Genomic DNA, 21,034 nt, shown 5'->3' with positions numbered 1-21,034 from the left:
AACAATGGGTATAGTGAAAATTTCTGATTCACTGCATGAAGAAGTACGAAAAAACAGTGCCGTAATGGAGCGGTCTATTAATTCCCAAGCTGAATTTTGGATGAAGATAGGGCGACTAGCGGAACAAAATCCAACATTAAGTTATACGGATATTCTGGAGCGGGAAATGATTAATCAAAACGTGGCTTCAGCTAGGTTGGTTAATGAATAATATTAAATCAGCAGATGAAATTATATTAATGCGAGAGTCTGGCAAGTTGTTAGCACAGGTTTTTGATGCATTAGATAAATATATTGAAATTGGTCGCACTACCCTTGAGATAAATGATTTTGTTGAAGATTTTATTATCCAAACATTAAAGGCTAGACCTGCAAGTAAAGGGCAATACGGATATGAATATGTATTAAACTCATCGATAAATGAAGTGGTTTGTCATGGTGTGCCATCTTCCGGTAAAAAATTAAGAAATGGTGACATAGTCAATATCGATATTACCCTAGAAAAGAATAGTTTTATCGCTGATAGCAGTAAAATGTATGCAATGGGTAATATTTCGCCTATTGCTAAAAAGTTAATCGATGTTACCTATCAAGCAATGTGGAAAGGTATAAAATGTATTAAGCCCAAGGCAAAGCTTGGCGATATTGGTCATGCAATCCAGTGTCATGCTGAAGCAAACGGTTTTAGTGTGGTACGAGATTATTGTGGACATGGCATTGGTCGAGAAATGCATGAAGAGCCTCAAATCTTACACTTCGGAAAACCTAATACTGGGTTAATTTTAGAAGAGGGGATGGTTTTCACTGTTGAGCCAATGATTAATCAGGGCACCTATAAAACTAAACAAAAACGAGATGGGTGGACAGTAGTGACAAAAGATAGAAAACTATCAGCCCAGTGGGAGCACACTATTTTGGTGACCCCAACAGGTTTTGAAGTGTTAACTTTACGCTCATCAGAAAATCATATCTAATAAATAAATGACCAATCAGCGATAAATTATAAACGCAAAATTAGCCGCTAGAATGAAAAAATAATGGTTTGCTTTTAGTTCTTTCAATATTAAGTTTATGCTTGGTGTAAAGGTATTTTACTGACAACCAATCCATTGACATCAGCGTAAAGCCAATTATTAGGCTCTATCCTTGTAGATAAAAAATCGACAGTTTGGTCAGTATCACCAAAGCCTCTTTTAAAAGTACTTCTGGGCACACAGCCCAAAGCCATTACACCTAATGGCATTTCTTTTAGTATTTCAATATCACGGACACAGCCATTTACCACTATGCCTTGCCAATCATTTTTTATGGCATTGTCAGCCATAATGTCACCAATAAAAGCAAACTTTTTACTAGCAAACCCATTTATAACTAATACTTTTCCCTTACCTGAGGTTTTTAATAGTTCTACTGCTTTAGAATTATCTTCTGGGCAAGTAACTGTGACAGCTTGTCCGTAAAACTTAGAGTTACCGCCATAATGAAATAAGCCGCTTTCTGCCACCTCTACTTGATCTCTGTGCTCATCAAATATATCCGGAGTGGTGAATTCGAATGGTGTTTGTATATTTGTCATAGTGGTCTTTATAGTTATTTGAATTAAAAAATTATCATTATTTATGATTGATTTAAACCAATGCCTTTAAGAATGATATCGGAAATAGATTGGGTAATTTCGGCTACATCATGCTCTTCATATTCCAGCTTATTCATGACTAATAATACTTCAGCTTGATAATCTGCATAATATTGGGTGCTCGACCAAATATGAAATAATAAGTGGTTAGGATCAACCTTATCTATTTTTTTTGCATCAACCCACTGTTGGATGAGTTGGCATTTTGATCTCACCCAAGGACGAGTATTTTTTCGTAAATAATCTGCCAAATAGGGGGCACCTCTAATGATTTCTGAGGCAAATAATCGAGATTGTAGAGGTTGGTTGATAGCCAACTGAACTTTATTTTTAATGTAATTATGTAAAACAACGGCCGGATCATCATCTACAGTGACATTGTCTAAGCCTAAGTTCCAATGACTGATTATTCGCTCGAGTACCGCTTCGTATAAGGTATCTTTATTTTTAAAATAATAGTGCACATTGGCTTTAGGCAATTCTGCTTTTTGTGCAATCATATTGATACTAGCACCGTCATAACCTAATTTTGAAAACAGCTCTTCAGCTGAATTAAGAATTTTTAGCTTATTTATCTCACGAGCCAACTCTTTTTTATTCTGTTTAATAGTGACTGTCATTATATTACTTTGTTATTCCAATATTGACATTATACCCATGTAATCAGGGACTTAACTAGGGCTAAAGTGTGTATGCCAGTGCTCGGCGATATCTATTCGTCTCGCGAACCATACATTCTGATGGGATTTTGCATATTCAATAAAACGCTCGAGAGCTTTTAAACGTCCGGGACGACCAATGAGCCTACAGTGCAAGCCAATAGACATCATTTTCGGACTATTATCACCCGCAGGATCACCTTCAGCATAAAGTACATCAAAGCTGTCTTTTAAGTAATTAAAAAACTGATCGCCTGCATTAAATCCTTGTACTGCAGCAAATCTCATATCATTGACATCAAGAGTGTAGGGTACGATTAATTGGTCTTTACCCGCTACTTTTTTCCAAAAGGGTAGGTCGTCGCTGTAGTCGTCTGCGTCATACATAAACCCACCTTCTTCAGCTACCAGTTGCCCTGTATTTGGGCTTGTACGACCTGTGTACCAACCTAATGGTCTTTGCCCTGTAATGTCTTTAATAATATCTATTGCTTGCTGCATATGCTGACGTTCAGTGTCAATATCGACATTCTGGTAGTTGATCCACCTTAAGCCATGACTACAGATTTCATGTTCGGCGTCTGCGAAGGCTTTAGCCATTTCAGGATAGCGCTTCAGAGCCATAGCCACGGCAAATACAGTGATTTTAATATCGTATTTAGCAAACAACTTTAAAATTCGCCACACACCGGCTCGGCTGCCATATTCGTAAATAGACTCCATACTCATATGGCGGTCTTCAACATGGGGGGCACTGACTATTTCAGATAAAAAGGTTTCAGCTTGTGCATCACCATGTAATACACAATTTTCTCCGCCTTCCTCGTAGTTCATTACAAATTGCAACGCTATCCTTGCTTGATTAGGCCATTTGGGATGCGGTGGCGTTTTACCGTAACCCACAAGATCTCTAGGGTAATCTGTATAGGGGTTTTGCTCTTGCTTGCTCATGGCTTAATCTTCCTCTTTCATTTGCTGTAACCAATTGCCAAGGGTGACTCTTTGTTCTTCTGTCATTTGACTAAGGTTACCCAAAGGCATGTCTTTATTGGTTACCGCTCGTGCATATATTTTGTCGGCGTGTTGTTTGACCTGCTCAATATTGTCAAGCATCAACCCTAGAGGGGCAATGGCAAACATAGTCGAGGTAGGGGTGTCGCTATGACAACTGGCACAATGAGTAATAATAATATTCCAAGCTTGCGCATCACTTACCGCATTAACTTGGCTTTGTTCTGTGTGCTCGGTTGATGTTGGCCAAGGTGCTATGGCTAACATCACAACTAAAAATGCTGCAATACCACTGATCAACACCGAAGGTTTATTAATACCAACATGTTTTAAATTGAAATAATGTCTAACCCACATACCGATAGCAAATAAGGCTACCAGCACTAACCAGCCATATTGATGGGTGTAGGTAAAAGCAAAATGGTTGCTTAACATTATAAATATAATGGGCAAGGTTGCGTAGTTATTATGTATAGAGCAAAGCTTTGCTTTTAGACCTGGGGCCGAGTCTGGGATACGCCCAGCTTCAACTTCTGCCACCATATATCTTTGACTTGGCATGATCACATGGTAAACATTTCCCGCCATACAGGTACCTATTAAGGCTCCTACATGAATATACACGGCGCGATCAGCAAATAATTGATCTAATCCCCATGCATAAAGACCAATTAAGACAATACTAGCAGCAATAAATAAACGGCCATTTTCAGCTAGTTTGGTAGTACACAAAAATCGATAAACAGCATAACCTATGGCAATACTGGCAAAGGAGCTAGCAATAGCTGTGGCAACATCTAGATTTGATTTATTAGTATCTAAGAGATAAGCATCGGCTCCGACATAATACAGTAAACTGAACAGTAAAATACCGGTAAGCCAAGTAGTGTAAGCTTCCCACTTAAACCAATGTAAAGTACTAGGCATTTTTTCTGGGCCAACTTGGTATTTGGCGACTTCATAAAACCCCCCACCATGTATTGCCCAAAGGTCACCTTTTATTCCCTTGTCTTTTTTCCACTGTGGCGGGGTTTCTAGATTGTTATCCAGCCAAGCAAAATAAAAGGATGCTCCAATCCAGGCAATACCAGCAATCACATGAAAATATCGAAGGATCAGATGTACTAGTTCGTATAAATAAGCTTCCATTATCAACACTCCTCAACTTTGTTGGATGCATAGGCTAAATCTCTTTGGTGTACACTTTGCCCCATTATGTAAGTTTCTTTAATACACCTGTCATCACCTAACATCATCAGGGTAAATAACCTTTCGTGCAGGGTTCTGGTATGAGAAAGTCTGAAATTTAAGAATGGTGTGGCTTGGTTATCCAGCACGATAAAATCGGCTTCGCAGCCTAAATCAAAGTTACCTATTGTACCTTCCAAATCTAATGCTCTAGCTCCCCCTAATGTGACTAAATACAAGCCTTTAAAGGCAGAGAATTTTTCATGCTTAAGTTGTTGTATTTTATAGGCTTCACTGGCAGTTTGTAACAATGAAAAACTGGTGCCAGCGCCAACATCTGTACCCATACCGACTTTGACTTTATGTTGTTCACATGATTTAAGATTAAATAAACCTGAGCCTAAAAATAGGTTAGAAGTAGGGCAGTGAGAAATTGCTGCTTGGTTGTCGGCTAAACAAGTCATTTCACGCTCTGAAAGATGAATGCCGTGGGCAAAAACAGAGCGTTTTCTGACTAAGCCTGCATCTTCGTATACTCCTAGATAATCTGTCGAATTAGGGAATAGTGTTTTCACCCATTCGCACTCATTGTGATTTTCAGACAAATGGGTATGTAAATAAACATCAGGATATTCGTCTAATAATGTTTTACATTGTGCAAGTTGTTCATCACTCGAAGTAGGCGCAAATCTTGGGGTGACAGCGTATTGTAAACGGTCTACATTGTGCCATTTTTCAATTAACACTTTAGATTCTTGATAACTTGAAGAGACACAGTCTGATAAATCTTCAGGGCAATTTCTATCCATCATGACTTTGCCAGCTATCATACGTAAATTTCGTTTTTGTGCTTCAGTAAAAAATGCGTTTACCGATTCAGGATGAACAGTACAAAATACTAAAGCAGTAGTCGTCCCGTTTTTTAATAACTCGTCTAAAAATATATTGGATATAGCTTTAGCATATTCCTCATTAGCAAACTTTTTTTCTGTGGGAAAGGCATATTCTGTTAACCAAGTTAAAAGTTGTTCGCCATAAGCACCAATCATTTCAATTTGAGGTAAGTGTATGTGGGTGTCTATCATGCCAGGCATAATTAGTTGATCGTCGTAACGCACGACTTGGTAATCGGCTAATTGATTATTTTTTCTAAGATCGCTGAAAATATCTTGTTCATAACCTAACTTAGCAACTTTACCATTTTCGACAACTAAAGCGCCTTGCGCAAAAAATCTATGTGCGTTTTCACCTTGAATGGCAGGATCATCGACAAAATCTAAAATATCACCACAAAATATCGTGTTTACTGAATTCAAGTTCAACTGCCTCTATACGTTGAATAACCGAAGGGCGATAACAACAAAGGGATATGATGATGTTTATCGTCGCTTATACGAAAAGTAATATCTGCCGTAGGGTAAAATGCTTTACTGCCTTGCTTTGTAAAATAGTTGTCTAAATCAAATACCAGTTTATAAATACCGTGTTCGATTGTGATATCTTGGTTATTGATAGCTGACCATTCTGCTACTCGACCGTCACTATTGGTAATACCTTGGCCCAGTTCTAGCCACTTTTCATTAATCATTTTTGATAAACGAATGGTAATTTTTTCCGCGGGTGTACCGGTAGAAGTATCTAATACATGAGTGGTGATAGGGGAACGGCTCATAGTAGTTTCTCCAATCTTAGTTTAGTTATTTTGGCTTGTTCGCGAGCCGCAATTTGGATTTCTTGTTGAGGTGAGTTATTGATCCGACTTTGAATTAACTCGAGCATTTGTTCGGCTGATTTACCTGAAGCACAGACGATAAAAATAAAGCCAAATCGCTCTAGATATTGTTGATTCAAAAGGGCCATTTTCTCTAAAGTGCTTTGTTGAGCTAAAGACATGCCAGATTGTTCGTGACCAGCAGTGTCACTAGTCGATGCATACTTTTTTTGCAGAGTTGACAAGTCGCCAATTTGGGGATGACCCTCAAAGGCCGCTAAATAATCAACATGGTCTAAGTTGTTCCATATTCTTAAGGCCTGCTCTTGCAACACTAAAGTATTAGTAAATGGGCGCTTTTTAACCATTTTATTCACCCAATTGGGTGCACAACAGCAGGATTCGAATACTTTATATGCTTGTTCTGGCGTGACGGAATTTAATTCAGATAAGGTCATTCAGAGGTTTCCATTTTTGATGTTTTTTGCTGGAAAGTGTTAATGTCACTCGCTGAGTAAATTAAAAGGTTTTGCGCCTGAGATTGATTAGATTGTTTTAACTCTTTGTCTAAATTTTGATACAAGTTAATCAATTGGCCAGCAATTGAAACCGCCACTTCCATAGGTAATTTACCTTGTACATTGCTTAAACCTACAGGGCAGGTCATATGTGCAATTTGTTCTGATGAAAATTCACGATGAGATAGTTTATAAGCAAAACGTTTAGCTTTGGTTTTTGAACCTATTACGCCTAACCATAAAGAATCACCACGCTTTAAAATGCTTTGTACCAAGTCAAAATCTAATTGATGGTTATGGGTCAAAATCAATGACGCTGTATTCTTGGCAGCTAGTTTGGCTTGTTCTGTAGGCGATTCATCTACTATTACTTTGATATTTGCAGGAATAGTAATGGGGAAAACGTCTTCACGGCTATCTATCCAACGAATAGAAATGGGCAAGTGTTGAATAATAGGCATCAAAGCTTGTGCCACATGTCCTGCACCATAAATATCGAGTTGTAACCCTTGGCTTTGAATGACTTCAAATAATACAGTCGCCTCACCGCCACAACATTGGCCTAAGTTGGCACCTAACTTAAATTGTTGAATGACAGGCTCGTTTGTTGGAGCCGTCAGTAATTCTCTGGCTTTTTGGATAGCTTTAAACTCTAAATGACCACCTCCTATGGTGTCGTATATCTCAGTTGCACTGATCAACATTTTGCTACCAGAGGCGCGAGGCACTGAACCTAAGGTTTTGATAACAGTCACAATGACATAATCAATATTGTTAGCATCCAGTTGCTGCGCCGCTTGCGCCCAAGTATATGGGTGAAAACCTTGGGTGGATTGATTAAGCATGATCAACTCCTTGTTTTTCTCGCCATGTTTTTGCATCAACAACAGCCGCTAGAATTCTTTCTGGTGTAGCGGGGGTGTCGAGTTTAGGACAGTATTTTTCGTCATTTATACTGGCAATGGCATTTCTGATTGCACACCAGACACTAATACCATGCATAAAAGGGGGTTCACCTACAGCTTTTGATCTAAATACAGTTGTCTCAGGATTTTGTGAATTGTACAGGTCTACATTCAACTCACTTGGGGTATCACCTATGGCTGGTATTTTATAAGTTGCTGGACCGAAACTAGTGAGTTTACCTTGTTCATTCCACTGTAAATCTTCAGTAGTAAGCCAGCCCATGCCTTGAATAAAAGCTCCTTCAATTTGGCCTATATCTAAAGCTGGATTAATAGAGTTACCCACATCGTGTAAAATATCAGTTCTGATTACAGAGTTTTCCCCGGTCAAGGTATCAATTTCTACTTCACTTATAGCGACACCGTTAGCGTAATAAAAGAAGGGATGGCCCTGTGCTTTGTCTCTATCGTAATGAATTTTAGGTGTGGCGTAATAACCGGTAGTGGAAAGCGATACTCGGTTTAAATAAGCTAGGCCAATTAGTTCAGCAAAGGCTATTTCGCCTTTTTCGTGATACACATAATCATTGTTAAACTGCACTGATTCTGCAGTAACGTCAAAATGAGCAACCACAAAATCTATTAATCTTTGTTTGATGATATTCACGGCATTGAGTGCTGCCATACCATTAAGATCAGTGCCGCTTGACGCTGCTGTGGGTGAAGTATTGGGTACCTTGTCCGTTCGGGTCGCAGTAATACCAACATGCTTGATATCTACGCCCATACCATGAGCAACTATTTGAGCGATCTTAGTGTTCAAACCTTGACCCATTTCTGTGCCGCCATGGTTAATATGTAACGAACCATCAGAATAGATATTTAATAAAGCACCTGCTTGGTTTAGGTGCTGTACGGTAAATGAAATACCAAATTTAACTGTAGAAATACCCAAGCCTTTTTTAATGATAGGAGATGTTTGATTAAACACTCTAATTGCAGCTTTACGTTGTTGATAATCGGCTGATATTTCAAGCTGGTTAATCATATCTAGTAGGATATGTTGTTCTACCACTTGATGGTAAGGGGTGGTGTCACGGCCTTTTTTGTACAAATTCAATTTACGTATTTCTATAGGATCTTGACCTATATTATAGGCAATATCGTCCATCATCATTTCAGCAATGATCACACCTTGAGGGCCACCAAAACCTCTAAAGGCTGTATGGCTGACAGTATTGGTTTTACAACGATTACCGATAATATTGGCATTAGGATAAAAATAGGCATTATCTGCATGAAACATGGCTCTATCGACTATGGCATCGGACAAATCAGGTGAATAACCACAGTTACCATTGATCTCAATATTGACCCCATCAATTAAGCCTTGTTCATTAAAGCCCACTTGATATTTATTATAAAATGGATGACGTTTACCGGTTAATTTAAAATCATCGCTTCGTGAAAGTTTCACTTTGACAGCTTTGCCAGTGTGATAACAGGCTAGGGCTGCTAAACAAGCCCAAGGAGCAGCTTGTGTTTCTTTACCCCCAAAAGCCCCTCCCATTCGACGAGTTTCAACTGTGGCATAATTAAATGGTTGAGCTAGGACTTTAGCAACTAAATGTTGAACTTCGGTAGGATGTTGGGTGGATGTTTGTACCCACATGCCTCCGTCTTGGTTAGGCTGAGCTAAGGCGACTTGTCCTTCTAAATAAAAATGCTCTTGTCCACCTATATGTATATCACTGCTTATAGTATGTGCAGCATTTTGCAGCGCTGATTCAGCGTTACCTTTATTTAAGGTGTGGGGGGGGCGGACCCAATAATTTTCGTCAATAGCTTGATGAATATCTAGTACTGGTGTGGATTCTGAGTAAGTGATCTTAACTAAACTGGCTGCGTGTCTGGCTAATTCAAATGTAGTTGCTACAACCAATAAAATAGGTTGGCTATGATATTCAATTAAATCTTCTGCTAATAATGTATCGCCAGGAAATACTGGGCCAATATCTTTTTTACCAGGAATATCTTGATGGCTTAATACCTTAATTACACCTTCTATATTACCTAAAGCACTAGTATCTATATTAATGATTGAACCTGTGACTATGCTAGAGACAACAGGGTAACCATACAGACAATTACTGGGCACTATATTGTCATCTAAATAATTAGCATTACCACACACATGTTTAATGGCACTTTCATGATGAATAGATTGACCAATAGCGCCATTCACTGTTTTGTCTTTATTAAGTTCAAAGTGCCGCATGATGGATCCTTATGGTTAACTTATCATCTGTGGATTGTTTATTGGCTGCAAATTCAAAGCCAATACGCGACATTAAGTTTTGAGCAGTATCTATTCGGTATTGGGCTGAAGCACGTACGTCAGATAATGGATTAAAATCATCCAGCATAAATTTAGCTGCTTGAACAAATGTGTTTTGTTCACATGCTTGACCTATTAATGCTTGTTCAATGGATTTTGCTCTGGCAGGGATCGCTGCCATTCCGCCTAAAGCACATTTTGCTGAGATTATTACTTGCTCTTCAACTTCAACACTTAAGGCCAAACAGACAGCAGAAATATCATCTTCCATTCGTTTTGATATTTTGTGGCAAGCAAGTTTTTGTTGAGGACTGCGTTTAGGCACGATAATTTTACTGATCACTTCATTGTTATTAAGCTCGGTTTTTTTATAGCTGATAAAAAAACTTTCAAGATCAATAATGCGTTGTTCGCCTAACCTCTGTAATTCAATCTTTGCACCTAAGGCAATTAAAAGAGGTGCCGGATCACCTATGGGTGAGGCATTACCAATGCTGCCACCTAAGGTGCCAGTGTTGCGTATTTGATGAGATCCTAAACGCTCAAATAATTCTCTGCTTTCTGGATATTCTCTGCTGAATAATTGAAGAAAGTCGCAGTAAGGTAAAGCAGCGCCAATTTCAAAGCTATCTGTCATTTCTAATAGCTGATTCATTTCTGCCACTTGAGATACAGAAATAATCTGCTTTGGATACAAAAATTGTTGGCCTATCTCAATGGATAAATCAGTACTGCCAGCCACTAATTTAGCTTCTGGATAGGTATTTTTTAAAGTTAACAAATCAGTCATTTTTTGCGGCAAATAAAACTGTTTATCTTGGTATGCTAAGTGGGGGATAACATCATCTTGAAGCAGTGACTGTTTAAAATTCATCGCTAGTTTTGACCAAGCTTCTTCTCGTCTTGGGTATTCGAAACATTTTTCTGCAGCGTTCAATATTGGCTGGTAACCTGTGCAGCGGCATAAGTTACCGCCTAGAGCATGTATTACTGCTTTTTTACCAGGATAGGTTTCATTATTAATATATAGAGCTAGTAAACTCATAACAAAGCCGGGAGTACAAAAACCACATTGAGATGCATGGCACTCAACTAACGCCCTCTGTACTGGGTGTAAGTCAGTGAGCTGTGGGATTTTTGCAGACACTAAAAATTCCACAGTGATTATGTGTTTACCATGTGCGTTGCCTAGTAGCATCAAACAACTATTAACGGTTTTGTATTGCCAGCTATTATTGGTATATTCACCTACTAATAAAGTACAAGCTCCACAATCTCCCGTACCGCAGCCTTCTTTCGTTCCGGTTAAAGATTCATTGCAGCGTAACCATTGTAAAACATTTGTATCAGGTGAAAATGATTCAACTTTAACTGGGGTGTCATTTAATAAAAATGTGATCACGTTACACCTCGTTGCTTATGTATATTTTTTGCTCTATAAGCATTTTTAGCCTCTTTGCCCTAGTTATGCCAATAATTATTGATCTTAACTAAGCAAACAACAAGCCATAACTTGTCTAACTGGTCAGGTTTTTTGTTGGTTGATTGTTTACTCGACAATAATGAAAAAATAAAATATTAAAAAGTGTCATTGAGTAATGCGTTAAGACTGTATTTAAAGGTATTTTATCTTTTTGTGGTATTGAATATATAAAGGATCTTTTACAGGTCAATAGTAACTTAGTTACTATTGATTATTAATAGGTGTCAATAATAGTTAAGATTCAAAAAAAATAGCATGCACTTTTATAGTGCTTAAATTACCCATTGAATTCAGTTGGTGCATGTGACAAATACATAGAATATATCTGTATTGATATGATTAACGGTAAAAGCTAAACTTATGCTTTATATATATGGGTATATAGGTGTTTTGAAGCCAATACATTATAAGTCACTCAATTTATATACTTATATAAATGTTTCTTAATTATTCGCAAATGAGTTTCTAGGTATGTCACATATAAGTTAGCCATGCTAAAAATCACATATTCTTAAAAACTAGTTGACCAATCGTCCAACTTATATAGTTAACTAATTAACAATTTTATATGCTTAATCATCTAAGGCAATATTGATTGTAATTCAAGCTCTTCTCAAATTGATCGTTAAAACCTTAGTTTTCATCCCGTCATACTCTCTATTAAAATTTTTTACCTTATAAAAATCAATGCCTGTAAATACACAAGATGTTTTTTGGTGCAAATTGTTCAATCTGGTGCGAATAATTTATTTGATGATTTGATATTTAGGGTAATAATTTTTCTGCACGTATAAAAAGCCATATAAATCAGCAGTTTGAGAAAAAGAAAAATGTTGACCATTCAGTCAGTTAGTTGGCATCCATTCTGCAAACTAGTAGTCAATAGCAAAAAAATTATTCATTTGCTAAATATTTGACCAAAAATTTGATGACTAAGGAAAAAACTAAGATGACACACAAAATATTTAAAACTCACCCGTTAACCAAAGCGGTAGCTATTAGTTTAGCTTTTTCGATATCTAGTCAAGTAATGGCCCAAGAAGATGAAGTATCGAGTGTAGAACGTATACAAGTAACAGGGTCTCTAGGTAGTTTACCTGGCCAAGATGTAGAAGCGGTATTTGGTTTCGGTAAATCTATTTTAGAAACCCCTCGTTCAGCTTCAACTATTAGTGATGAGATGTTAGAGCGTTTTGCAATTGGAGATATTGATGAACTGGTTGCGTTTGCACCGGGTACTTATACGCAATCTTTCTTTGGTGTTGCGGGTTCATTAGATGTTCGTGGTACACCAGGTGAAGCTTATTTTAGAGGGGTTAAACGTTTAGATAACCCAGGTAACTATCCAACACCTATTGGTGCCTCAAGTCGTATTGATATTGTACGTGGTCCAGCGTCACCTATATATGGTCCGGCTAAAATTGGCGGCTACTTAAATTTCAATCCAAAATCTGCAAGTGCTAGCCGTGGGCAATATCTTCAAGAAAACACAGGTGCTTTTTCATATACAGCAGGGAGTTGGGATAAGAGTATATTAACTGCCGAAGTAGGTGGACCTACATCGATTGGTGACAAACAAGCCGGTTTTTACTTATATGGTGAAGTGGAAAACTCAGGTAGTTACTACGATAACAGCGCCACTGATCAAACCATTTTACAGGGTTCATTTAATATAGATGTGACAGATAATTTACGTTTCGAAATGGGCGGAATGCATCACTTGTACGACGGTAATCAAGTAGCTGGTTGGAACCGTTTAACTCAGGATTTAGTTGATAATGGTACCTATATTACCGGTACAGCTAAACCCTTAGATACTGACAATGATGGTTTGATATCTCATGCCGAGTATGGTGCGGTAAATTTAGCTGGTATAGTGTTTTTTGATGACAATGGCGAATATGTTTCTGGCGGTTTTTATCCCTTCGCTCCAGGGTTTTCTGATTCTGATGCCACCGAACTAATGAAACTAGATAATCCAGGAACGACTACACTTAAAGGTAATCAAACTCTTGTTTCTACCGATGATGTGCTAATGAATACCGTTAATACATTATATTTCGATATCATGTATTACACTGACAGTGGTTGGGAAATTAAGAACCAACTGTTCTATGAAGCATACGAAAATTTAAATGAGAATGCTTACGGTTTCTCACAAATGCATGACAGTTCAGTGGTTGAAAATAAGCTGATATTTGCTAATGAATATGAAACAAACTCTTTGATAGCTAAAGTTCAACTTTCACCTTCAATTCGTCACACAGAATTTATGCATGGTGATGATTTTACGTACGAGTACTTTAATCGTCGTGATTTAACCATGCCTTCTACCGCACTTGACAAACGTCAACTATCTACTCGTATTATTGACAACTTTGATAATTATGATGTGGGTCACTATACCGATTACGGTATCGCTGCTATGACTGATTTAACCTGGGATTTTGGTCTTAACATAGTGTTAGGGGCTCGTTATGACAGCATTGATGTTAAAACAACGACTCGTGGTGATCTGTTATTAGAAAAAGGACCTGTTGCTACGGCTGAAGATACCTATACAGGTACTTCATGGAATGCCAGTATTTCCTACAAGTTTGACTTTGGTTTGATCCCTTATATTACGGTAGCTGAGCAGGCAACATTGGTGGCTGGTCAAGGTGCAGAAATCGGGTATGGACAACTTATCGATGATGACGGTAATTCTATTGAAGATGGCTTTGGTATATCTACTTTGAGTGAAATTGGAATCAAGGGGTCATTCTTAGACGATAGTTTATATTTTGCTCTTTCATCATATGAACAAGAAAGAACTGATTTTAATGCTCAAGCCATTGTTACCAATGCAAGAACACTTAATGAAGGAACTGAGTTTGAGCTTCGTTGGGTAGTAGATGACCAATTAGTTGTTACTGCTGGTTACACTAATATGAAAGTGTATAACCTAACTGCATGGAATGACGGTAAAGGCGGCTCTTTGTTCGGATTTTTGGGTCTTGAAGACTTAACCGGTTTAGAAGATAAATCTTTAGTATTAGGTGGGAATCCGATTGGTTTAACATTAATTTCTAGTGAAGAAGATGGTGGAACTATCGAAGATGTTCGCAAGCAAGGTATACCTGAAAATATATATACTGCGACTGCCACTTACGATTTTCAAAATGGATTTACAGTTAATACCAGTATCATCCGTGCTGATTCAACTTACACAAGCTTCTCTAAGAGTGTGACTTTGCCGGCTTATACTTTAGTTAATGCTGGCGTCTCTTATACCACGGATACTTGGACAGCAAACCTATCTATTAAAAACTTAACCGACGAGAAATATTATCGTGCGAACTTCCCTGATTTATTTGGTGCACAGATTGTGTTACCAGAGTTACCAACTAGTTATCAGGCGAAATTTAGCTACAAATTTTAATACAATTTATTGCTGATAAATATAACGAGGGATGAGTTTCATTCCTCGTTTTTTATTATCTAAAATTTAGTAAAGAAAGCCCTGAGGAGGGAATATGTTGTTTATTCGTCGCTGTATAATGCTTGGCTCGATCGTTATGTTTTTACTTAGTTGTTCGACAGAGCAAGCTGAACTTAAGGTCTCTGCACCTGCTAATAGTGAAAAGCCAATTGAAGTCAAAGTAGTTGTACTTAATATGTTTGAAATTGGTGAAGACGAAGGAGATAAACCCGGTGAGTTTCAGTTATGGAAAGCCGGTCAAAAATTAGATACTAAATTCGAATTGGTCCATGGTCATCACGATTTATATTTTAATCCTGAAACTGGTGTATTGGGTGTGGTAACAGGGATGGGTATTGCCAGAGCCACCGCAGCAACAATGACGGTAGGACTTGACCCTAGGTTTGATTTAACTCACGCCTATTGGTTAGTAGCTGGAATTGCGGGTATTGATCCAGCTGATGGCTCTATTGGTTCAGCGGTTTGGTCTACTTGGCTAGTGGATGGCGATTTATCTCATGAAATTGACGCTAGAGAAATACCAACAGATTGGGAAACTGGGTATTTCCCGTTGTTTTCTACAGGGCCAAACTTTGCTAAACCTGCAGGGCCTGTGGCAGACAATATTAATGGTGAAGTATATAAGATTAACGGTGAATTAGCCGATTGGGCCTATGAGTTAACTAAAGATGTACCTCTGACCGATTACCCAGCAATGGAAAAGTTTAGAGAGCAATATGTCAATTACCCTAATGCGCAAAAAGCACCATTTGTATTAAAGGGTGAACATTTAGCATCATCTACTTATTGGCATGGAAAACTGCTAACCGATTGGGCAAACGATTGGGTGTCATATTGGACAAACGGGCAGGGTGATTTTGTCACATCAGGTATGGAAGATACTGGGACTTATCAGGCTTTAAGTTACTTACATGCGGCAGGGAAAGTCGATAAAAATCGTTACATGGTATTACGTACAGCCAGTAACTATAGTCATCCTCAAGATGCTGTCAGTGCTGCTGAAAATATCAAGATACAAAAGCAAGGATATGTGGGTATGCAATCGGCTCTTGAGTCTGCTTACTCTGTGGGTAGCACTGTGGTAGACAATATTGTGGCTAATTGGGCACAATATAAAACCACTATGCCATACGAGCTTAGTTCTACAGTTTTAGTCAAAGGCAAAGCACCTAATGCTCCTGTCGAGAAAGTAACTCAAGCGACGAGCACTGAAAAGCTTACTACTCAACAATTAGTTGAGGCGTTAGAATTAGAAGGTCATGTTGAAGGAGGCTATTTTCGCCAAACCTTTAAAGCTGATAATAGGCCTATGATTGATACTGATAACGGTCAGCGTGTTACTATGACATCAATCTATTATTTGCTTAGCGCAGAGTCGCCGATCGGCCACTTTCATATGAACCAAAGTGACATCATGCACTATTTTCACGCTGGTGACCCCATTACTTATTCCTTGCTTCAAGCTGATGGTAGTTTGCAAACCGTGGTTATGGGTTCTGATCCTACTCAAGGACAGGTTATGCAAATGATGGTGAAAGGAGGAGTGTGGAAGGCGTCGCAAATCCCCACTGATGGAAAATATGGTTATGGTTTAATTGGTGAAGCCGTTTCGCCAGGATTTGATTACAAGGACATGCAGTTAGGTGAAACTGACAAGTTAATTCAACAGTTTCCGCAACATAGTGAATTGATCACAGAATTAAGTCGTTAGGTGTAAACAATATCAGGGCAGGGATAGACCCTGCTCTGGTATTAAGTCTAAGCTGTTTTTATAAGATTAGTCTTAGCCATTCAGATTGCTAGACCAAGGTTTAATGTTATTTTTTGGTTGAATAAATTTAGCATTTACCTCTTGATACCAATTATGTAAAAGCTTACGTAATTCAGATGTTTTTGCTGGTTTTTGTTGAGATAGATCATTGGTCTCACCTATATCATCCCTCAAATTAAAAAGCTGGACTTTACCGTCTTCGAAACGTTCGAGTAATTTCCAATCACCTAGTACGACAGCAGAACCAGGAAACCCACCTTGGTTAGAATAATGAGGATAATGGAAATAAATAGGTCGCTCAGCAATTTCACCATAACTCTGTAACAAGGGAGTTAAGGCCACACCATCTTGGTGTTGTTGAGGATTAAGTGGAATGCCAGCGGCTTGTAATAAAGTCGGATAAAAATCAGTGCCCACTACGGGTTCATTAACTTTAGTTCCGTTAGCTTTTGCACCTGGTATTTTGACAATAAACGGCACTCGGATACCACCTTCGTATAACCAACCTTTACCACCTCGCAAAGGCATATTTGACGTTGGTGATCCCTCTGCAGTGGATAACCCACCGTTATCGGAGGTAAATACCACTATGGTATTATCTTCTAAATTTTCGTCTTTTAACTTTTGTAAAATTCGACCTACTTGGCTGTCCATTTTAGAAATCATAGCGGCATAAGTGGGGTGATTTTGTTTCACTCTAACTTTTCTAGGCTCGTCTGTTGGCCAGATCTGTTCTTCGCCAGCAAAGCTATTACTTGTATCCGTATTATCACTTTTGGCTTGATATTCACTGACTACATCTGCAGGTGCTTGCAAAGGGGTATGTACAGTGTAAAAAGATAAATAAAGGAAAAACGGTGAATCTTCTTTGGCATTTTGCTCAATGATTTGAATTGCTTCCGAAGTGAGTCGTTCGGTTAAATACTCACCGTCTTCTCCATCAGGTAATCTGTCATTTTTGTAAGGTGAAAAGTAACCATTAGGTGGCTGTCCATTTGCAACACCACCGACATTAATATCAAATCCTTGATTTTCAGGCCAATATTTTGATTCTTCGCCTAAGTGCCATTTACCTAAAAATGATGTGGCGTAGCCAGCTTGTTTAAAGCTTTCTGCTAAGGTTTGTTCAGATAAAGGCAACTCTTGAGTTAAAGGTGCGGGGTTGAATCTTTCAGAACGATGTGGCCAACCATAAACATGAAACCAATCTGTGGCATCGACTCTACTAGGATGGCGACCCGTTAATAAACCATAGCGAGAAGGGCTACACACAGGATTAGCTGCATACCCTTGGGTAAATTGCACTCCTTGATTCGCCAATGCATCGACATTGGGTGTATCGTAAAATGAATCAGCGTTATAAGCGCCAATATCAGAATAACCCAAATCATCCACTAAAATAAAAACCACATTGGGTTTTTTGGTGTTTTCTACCTGCTGTAACTCAGTGCTTGTTTGTTTATTAGAACATGCAGCCAACATAGCAATACACAGTGGCAAAAGTGCAAATTTTTTCATCTATTAATTCCATATTTGAAAATATATCAATAAATATTTACATGTTAACAACCTTTTGTATATATAGTTTTACTATCTATTCTTTAGCCTGGTTTAAAATACAAGCCTTAATAGATAAAGTATATCAATATGCTTACCATGAGATAATACTTTTGATTTACTTGTAATTCGCGAGGATTATATATGCATAAGCAAAGAGTGCGTGAATGAGCTGTTTCTGTTACATTTTATTTACAAATCCACTCAACGGAAAAAGATATATGCGCAGCATAATGAACAATATTAAACAGCTAAAAAACATCTCTATAAATATTTATGGCTGCTTAATATTATCTGTTTTTTATAGCTTACCTAGTTGCGCAGATATGGTTCTGTTAGGTGATAATGCTCCGTATGCCAATGTTAATGACGGCGACTTTACTGCGGTTTGGGCAACTTGGCGGGCGGCCAAACAATCGCCTTTTTGGACTACTCGCGCTGCTACCACTAAAGATAAATTAGGCTTAGCCAGCGGCAATCAAACCGGCGGTTTAATGGGCTTACATTTAGGTAATCTTTATTCTAGTTATGCAGTTGGTATTGCTGAATCTAAAGTTTTAAATACACATCCTGATTACCAACAGCTTAGTGCAGGGGATGTGATTGAATGGAGTTTTGGTGCCGATTTAGAATATATCAGTGATGGTAGCTTATCCCTTAATTTGGTGTTTGGCAGTAATGAACGCCCTTTAGCGGAAAAGGTAACACTGATTGGCTCAGATAAAAAACTGGAACATTTTTCTGGCCAATATATCGTCACAAAAAAAGATGTAAAAGACGGCCTGCCTTTTGTTAGAGCTATTTTTTACAGCTCTCGTGGCATTAAAGTTTATCTTAATTATGTCAATATCCGCGTAAAAGCCGCACAAAAATCGGGTCCTCGTTTAACAGGTAAAGCGCTAGACAATGGCGTAGCACTGAATTGGCAGGCCAATCCATTACGCCAAGATAAAGTGTTTTATATTTATCGCGGTCAACAACGGAAAAAAACGATAGTTTATGAACAAATAGCTGAAAGTAAAAATAACTCTTTTACCGATACGAAATTAATACATGGTATTGCATATACCTATGTTGTGACATCAACTGACAATCAGAATATCAGTGGCTCTAACCAATTAGTCTTTAACGTTAAAGATACGGTTGCGCCCAAAGCGCCCACTAAGCTTAAAGTCGTACCATTAGATAGTGAAATTCAAATTTCTTGGGCCAAAAATGACGAAGATGATATCGCCAGTTATTCACTATATCGCATTGACCCTTCGAATAAAGACATGCAACAAATTGCTTCTGGATTAAACAAACCAAAATTTGTTGATTTTACGCCGATTAAAAGCGTTCAAAACCAATATATTGTTTACGCGAATGATTATAGTGGCAATATAAGCCAGCCTTCAAAAGCAATTTCCGGCCAAGCAAAAATGGTCAATGGTGCTTCATTTAATGACTTAATCAAACCTATGCCTATTCATAACACCTTACGTTCAGATTTATGGGGAGCTGATGCTGTGCTTCCACGAGATCCTGATAATGGTATTGAAGATGCAGATTGGTCATATTGGGGCGGCCGTCCTGTTGCCGGTAAAGATGGAAAATATCATATGCAAGTGACTCGATGGCCAGCAAACGCCACCAAAGGTCATTGGGAATGGCCACACTCAACGGTTGCTTATGCGCTGGCTGATAAACCTACTGGACCATATAAAGTTAAAAAAGCCACAAGCTATGACTACATGCAAGGTTTAGGTCATAACCCTGATATAGTTTTATTAAATGATGGTCGTTATATGCTGTATTCATTAATTAATTGGCAGCCTATGTTATTGGTGGCCGCGACTATGGCTGGCCCTTGGCAACACTTAGGAGTAATGGAAGTTGACACTACAGGTGCAGATGAAAAACCTGCTGCTTTTTATCGCTTTGAACGTAATTTGTCAGGTGTACAGTTAGAAGATGGGCGTTTTCTATTTGTCAGTAAAGCCGGTGCGATGATGATAAGTAAAGGCTCTGAACCATTAGGTCCTTATCGAGTGCTGACCAGCCCATTACAACACAATAAAATTATCCCTAAAGCATACCGTCATTCTAATTATGAAGATCCTGTGCTGTGGAAAGACGAAGTACAGTACCATATGATTATCAATGCGTTTTTAGACTACCGCGCTATTTATTTACGTTCAGCAGATGGTATCCATTGGAAATTTAATCCAGGTACGGCATACACACCAAATAGTACTGTGTATGAAGACGGTACTCGTACTTATTGGTATAAACTGGAAAGGCCTCATGTGTTAACGGATCAATATGGTCGAGCTACACATTTGTCTTTAGCAGCCATAGATGTACCTAAAGCCGATGACTTAGCCAAAGATAAACACAGCTCTAAAAACATTATTTTACCGCTAATTGTGCATCGCCGCTTAACAATACTCAATGAACAGACAATCGATAACAGCACTCAAGTGATCCATGTGTTAATTCGATCTGAAGCTGATTTTGATGCTCATCAGGATATTGATTTTAATTCTTTACGTTTTGGGGCTCCCGAAGAAGTTGATTATGGACGAGGTAGTAAAGTATTGAGAACGAGTAAACATGGCAGTGACTTAGTGATTGAGTTTGATGCTAATTCCCATGGTTTTACAGCAGATAATTTTGCAGGAAAAATGTTAGGTAAAACTACCAATGGTGAATTATTAATAGGATTTGCAAAAATAAATAACAAGTAAATTTTGCCATTATTGTACGTACAAAAAGGGCAAAATAATATTTTATA

At 38.3% G+C, this 21,034-nt stretch carries 16 protein-coding genes; 5 read left to right on the top strand and 11 right to left on the bottom strand.

The window, feature by feature from the left end; all coding sequences use genetic code 11:
• The first annotated feature begins 4 nt into the window (after positions 1-4).
• Both GQR87_RS11255 and map read left to right on the top strand, forming a co-directional pair.
• A complete protein-coding gene (locus tag GQR87_RS11255; protein WP_158969367.1) occupies positions 5-211 on the top strand; it encodes a ParD-like family protein in 207 nt (68 codons plus the stop codon).
• Positions 204-974, top strand: a complete 771-nt coding sequence (gene map / locus GQR87_RS11250) for a type I methionyl aminopeptidase (protein WP_158969365.1) — start codon at positions 204-206, stop codon at positions 972-974. Before GQR87_RS11255 ends, map begins: the two co-directional genes overlap by 8 nt.
• 95 nt (positions 975-1,069) lie before the next feature.
• Here the strand turns inward: map and GQR87_RS11245 are convergent, their stop codons facing one another.
• Genes GQR87_RS11245 through xdhA form a run of 10 tightly spaced genes read right to left on the bottom strand, consistent with a single transcriptional unit; the run spans position 1,070 to position 11,368 of the window.
• A complete protein-coding gene (locus GQR87_RS11245; protein WP_158969363.1) occupies positions 1,070-1,576 on the bottom strand; it encodes a putative 4-hydroxy-4-methyl-2-oxoglutarate aldolase in 507 nt (168 codons plus the stop codon).
• A gap of 41 nt (positions 1,577-1,617) precedes the next feature.
• Positions 1,618-2,256, bottom strand: a complete 639-nt coding sequence (locus GQR87_RS11240; RefSeq protein WP_158969361.1) for a TetR/AcrR family transcriptional regulator — start codon at positions 2,254-2,256, stop codon at positions 1,618-1,620.
• Between the two features lie 51 nt (positions 2,257-2,307).
• Positions 2,308-3,246 (bottom strand): allantoinase PuuE, encoded by a 939-nt coding sequence (puuE, locus tag GQR87_RS11235; protein ID WP_158969359.1) that lies wholly within the window; start codon positions 3,244-3,246, stop codon positions 2,308-2,310.
• A 3-nt stretch (positions 3,247-3,249) separates the two neighbouring features.
• Complete coding sequence (locus GQR87_RS11230) at positions 3,250-4,455, bottom strand: urate hydroxylase PuuD (RefSeq protein ID WP_158969357.1); 1,206 nt, start codon at positions 4,453-4,455, stop codon at positions 3,250-3,252.
• Between the two features lie 2 nt (positions 4,456-4,457).
• A complete protein-coding gene (guaD, locus tag GQR87_RS11225) occupies positions 4,458-5,810 on the bottom strand; it encodes a guanine deaminase (protein WP_158969355.1) in 1,353 nt (450 codons plus the stop codon).
• Between the two features lie 2 nt (positions 5,811-5,812).
• A complete protein-coding gene (gene uraH / locus GQR87_RS11220; protein WP_158969353.1) occupies positions 5,813-6,166 on the bottom strand; it encodes a hydroxyisourate hydrolase in 354 nt (117 codons plus the stop codon).
• Positions 6,163-6,663, bottom strand: coding sequence for a 2-oxo-4-hydroxy-4-carboxy-5-ureidoimidazoline decarboxylase (gene uraD / locus GQR87_RS11215; protein WP_158969351.1), 501 nt, complete (start codon positions 6,661-6,663; stop codon positions 6,163-6,165). Before uraD ends, uraH begins: the two co-directional genes overlap by 4 nt.
• On the bottom strand, positions 6,660-7,574 hold the full coding sequence (xdhC, locus tag GQR87_RS11210) for a xanthine dehydrogenase accessory protein XdhC (protein WP_158972980.1): 915 nt from the start codon (positions 7,572-7,574) through the stop codon (positions 6,660-6,662). Before xdhC ends, uraD begins: the two co-directional genes overlap by 4 nt.
• Positions 7,561-9,906, bottom strand: a complete 2,346-nt coding sequence (xdhB, locus tag GQR87_RS11205; RefSeq protein WP_158969349.1) for a xanthine dehydrogenase molybdopterin binding subunit — start codon at positions 9,904-9,906, stop codon at positions 7,561-7,563. The genes xdhC and xdhB overlap by 14 nt, the downstream gene beginning before the upstream one ends.
• Positions 9,893-11,368 carry a xanthine dehydrogenase small subunit gene (gene xdhA, locus GQR87_RS11200; protein WP_158969347.1) on the bottom strand — a complete coding sequence of 492 codons (1,476 nt, stop codon included), beginning with the start codon at positions 11,366-11,368 and terminating at the stop codon, positions 9,893-9,895. The genes xdhB and xdhA overlap by 14 nt, the downstream gene beginning before the upstream one ends.
• 1,030 nt (positions 11,369-12,398) lie before the next feature.
• Between xdhA and GQR87_RS11195 the strand changes: the two genes are divergently transcribed.
• Both GQR87_RS11195 and GQR87_RS11190 read left to right on the top strand, forming a co-directional pair.
• Complete coding sequence (locus GQR87_RS11195; RefSeq protein WP_158969345.1) at positions 12,399-14,870, top strand: TonB-dependent siderophore receptor; 2,472 nt, start codon at positions 12,399-12,401, stop codon at positions 14,868-14,870.
• 94 nt (positions 14,871-14,964) lie between these two features.
• Positions 14,965-16,641 (top strand): cupin domain-containing protein, encoded by a 1,677-nt coding sequence (locus GQR87_RS11190; protein WP_158969343.1) that lies wholly within the window; start codon positions 14,965-14,967, stop codon positions 16,639-16,641.
• A gap of 72 nt (positions 16,642-16,713) precedes the next feature.
• Here the strand turns inward: GQR87_RS11190 and GQR87_RS11185 are convergent, their stop codons facing one another.
• A complete protein-coding gene (locus tag GQR87_RS11185; RefSeq protein WP_199271600.1) occupies positions 16,714-18,219 on the bottom strand; it encodes a sulfatase in 1,506 nt (501 codons plus the stop codon).
• A 272-nt stretch (positions 18,220-18,491) separates the two neighbouring features.
• On the opposite strand from GQR87_RS11185, the gene GQR87_RS11180 reads away from it, so the two are divergent.
• Positions 18,492-20,987 carry a hypothetical protein gene (locus tag GQR87_RS11180; RefSeq protein WP_158969341.1) on the top strand — a complete coding sequence of 832 codons (2,496 nt, stop codon included), beginning with the start codon at positions 18,492-18,494 and terminating at the stop codon, positions 20,985-20,987.
• The last annotated feature ends 47 nt before the right edge of the window (positions 20,988-21,034 follow it).

The organism is Paraglaciecola sp. L3A3 (assembly GCF_009796765.1).
Taxonomy (GTDB): domain Bacteria; phylum Pseudomonadota; class Gammaproteobacteria; order Enterobacterales; family Alteromonadaceae; genus Paraglaciecola.
This window is presented reverse-complemented; position numbering and strand designations above follow the sequence as displayed.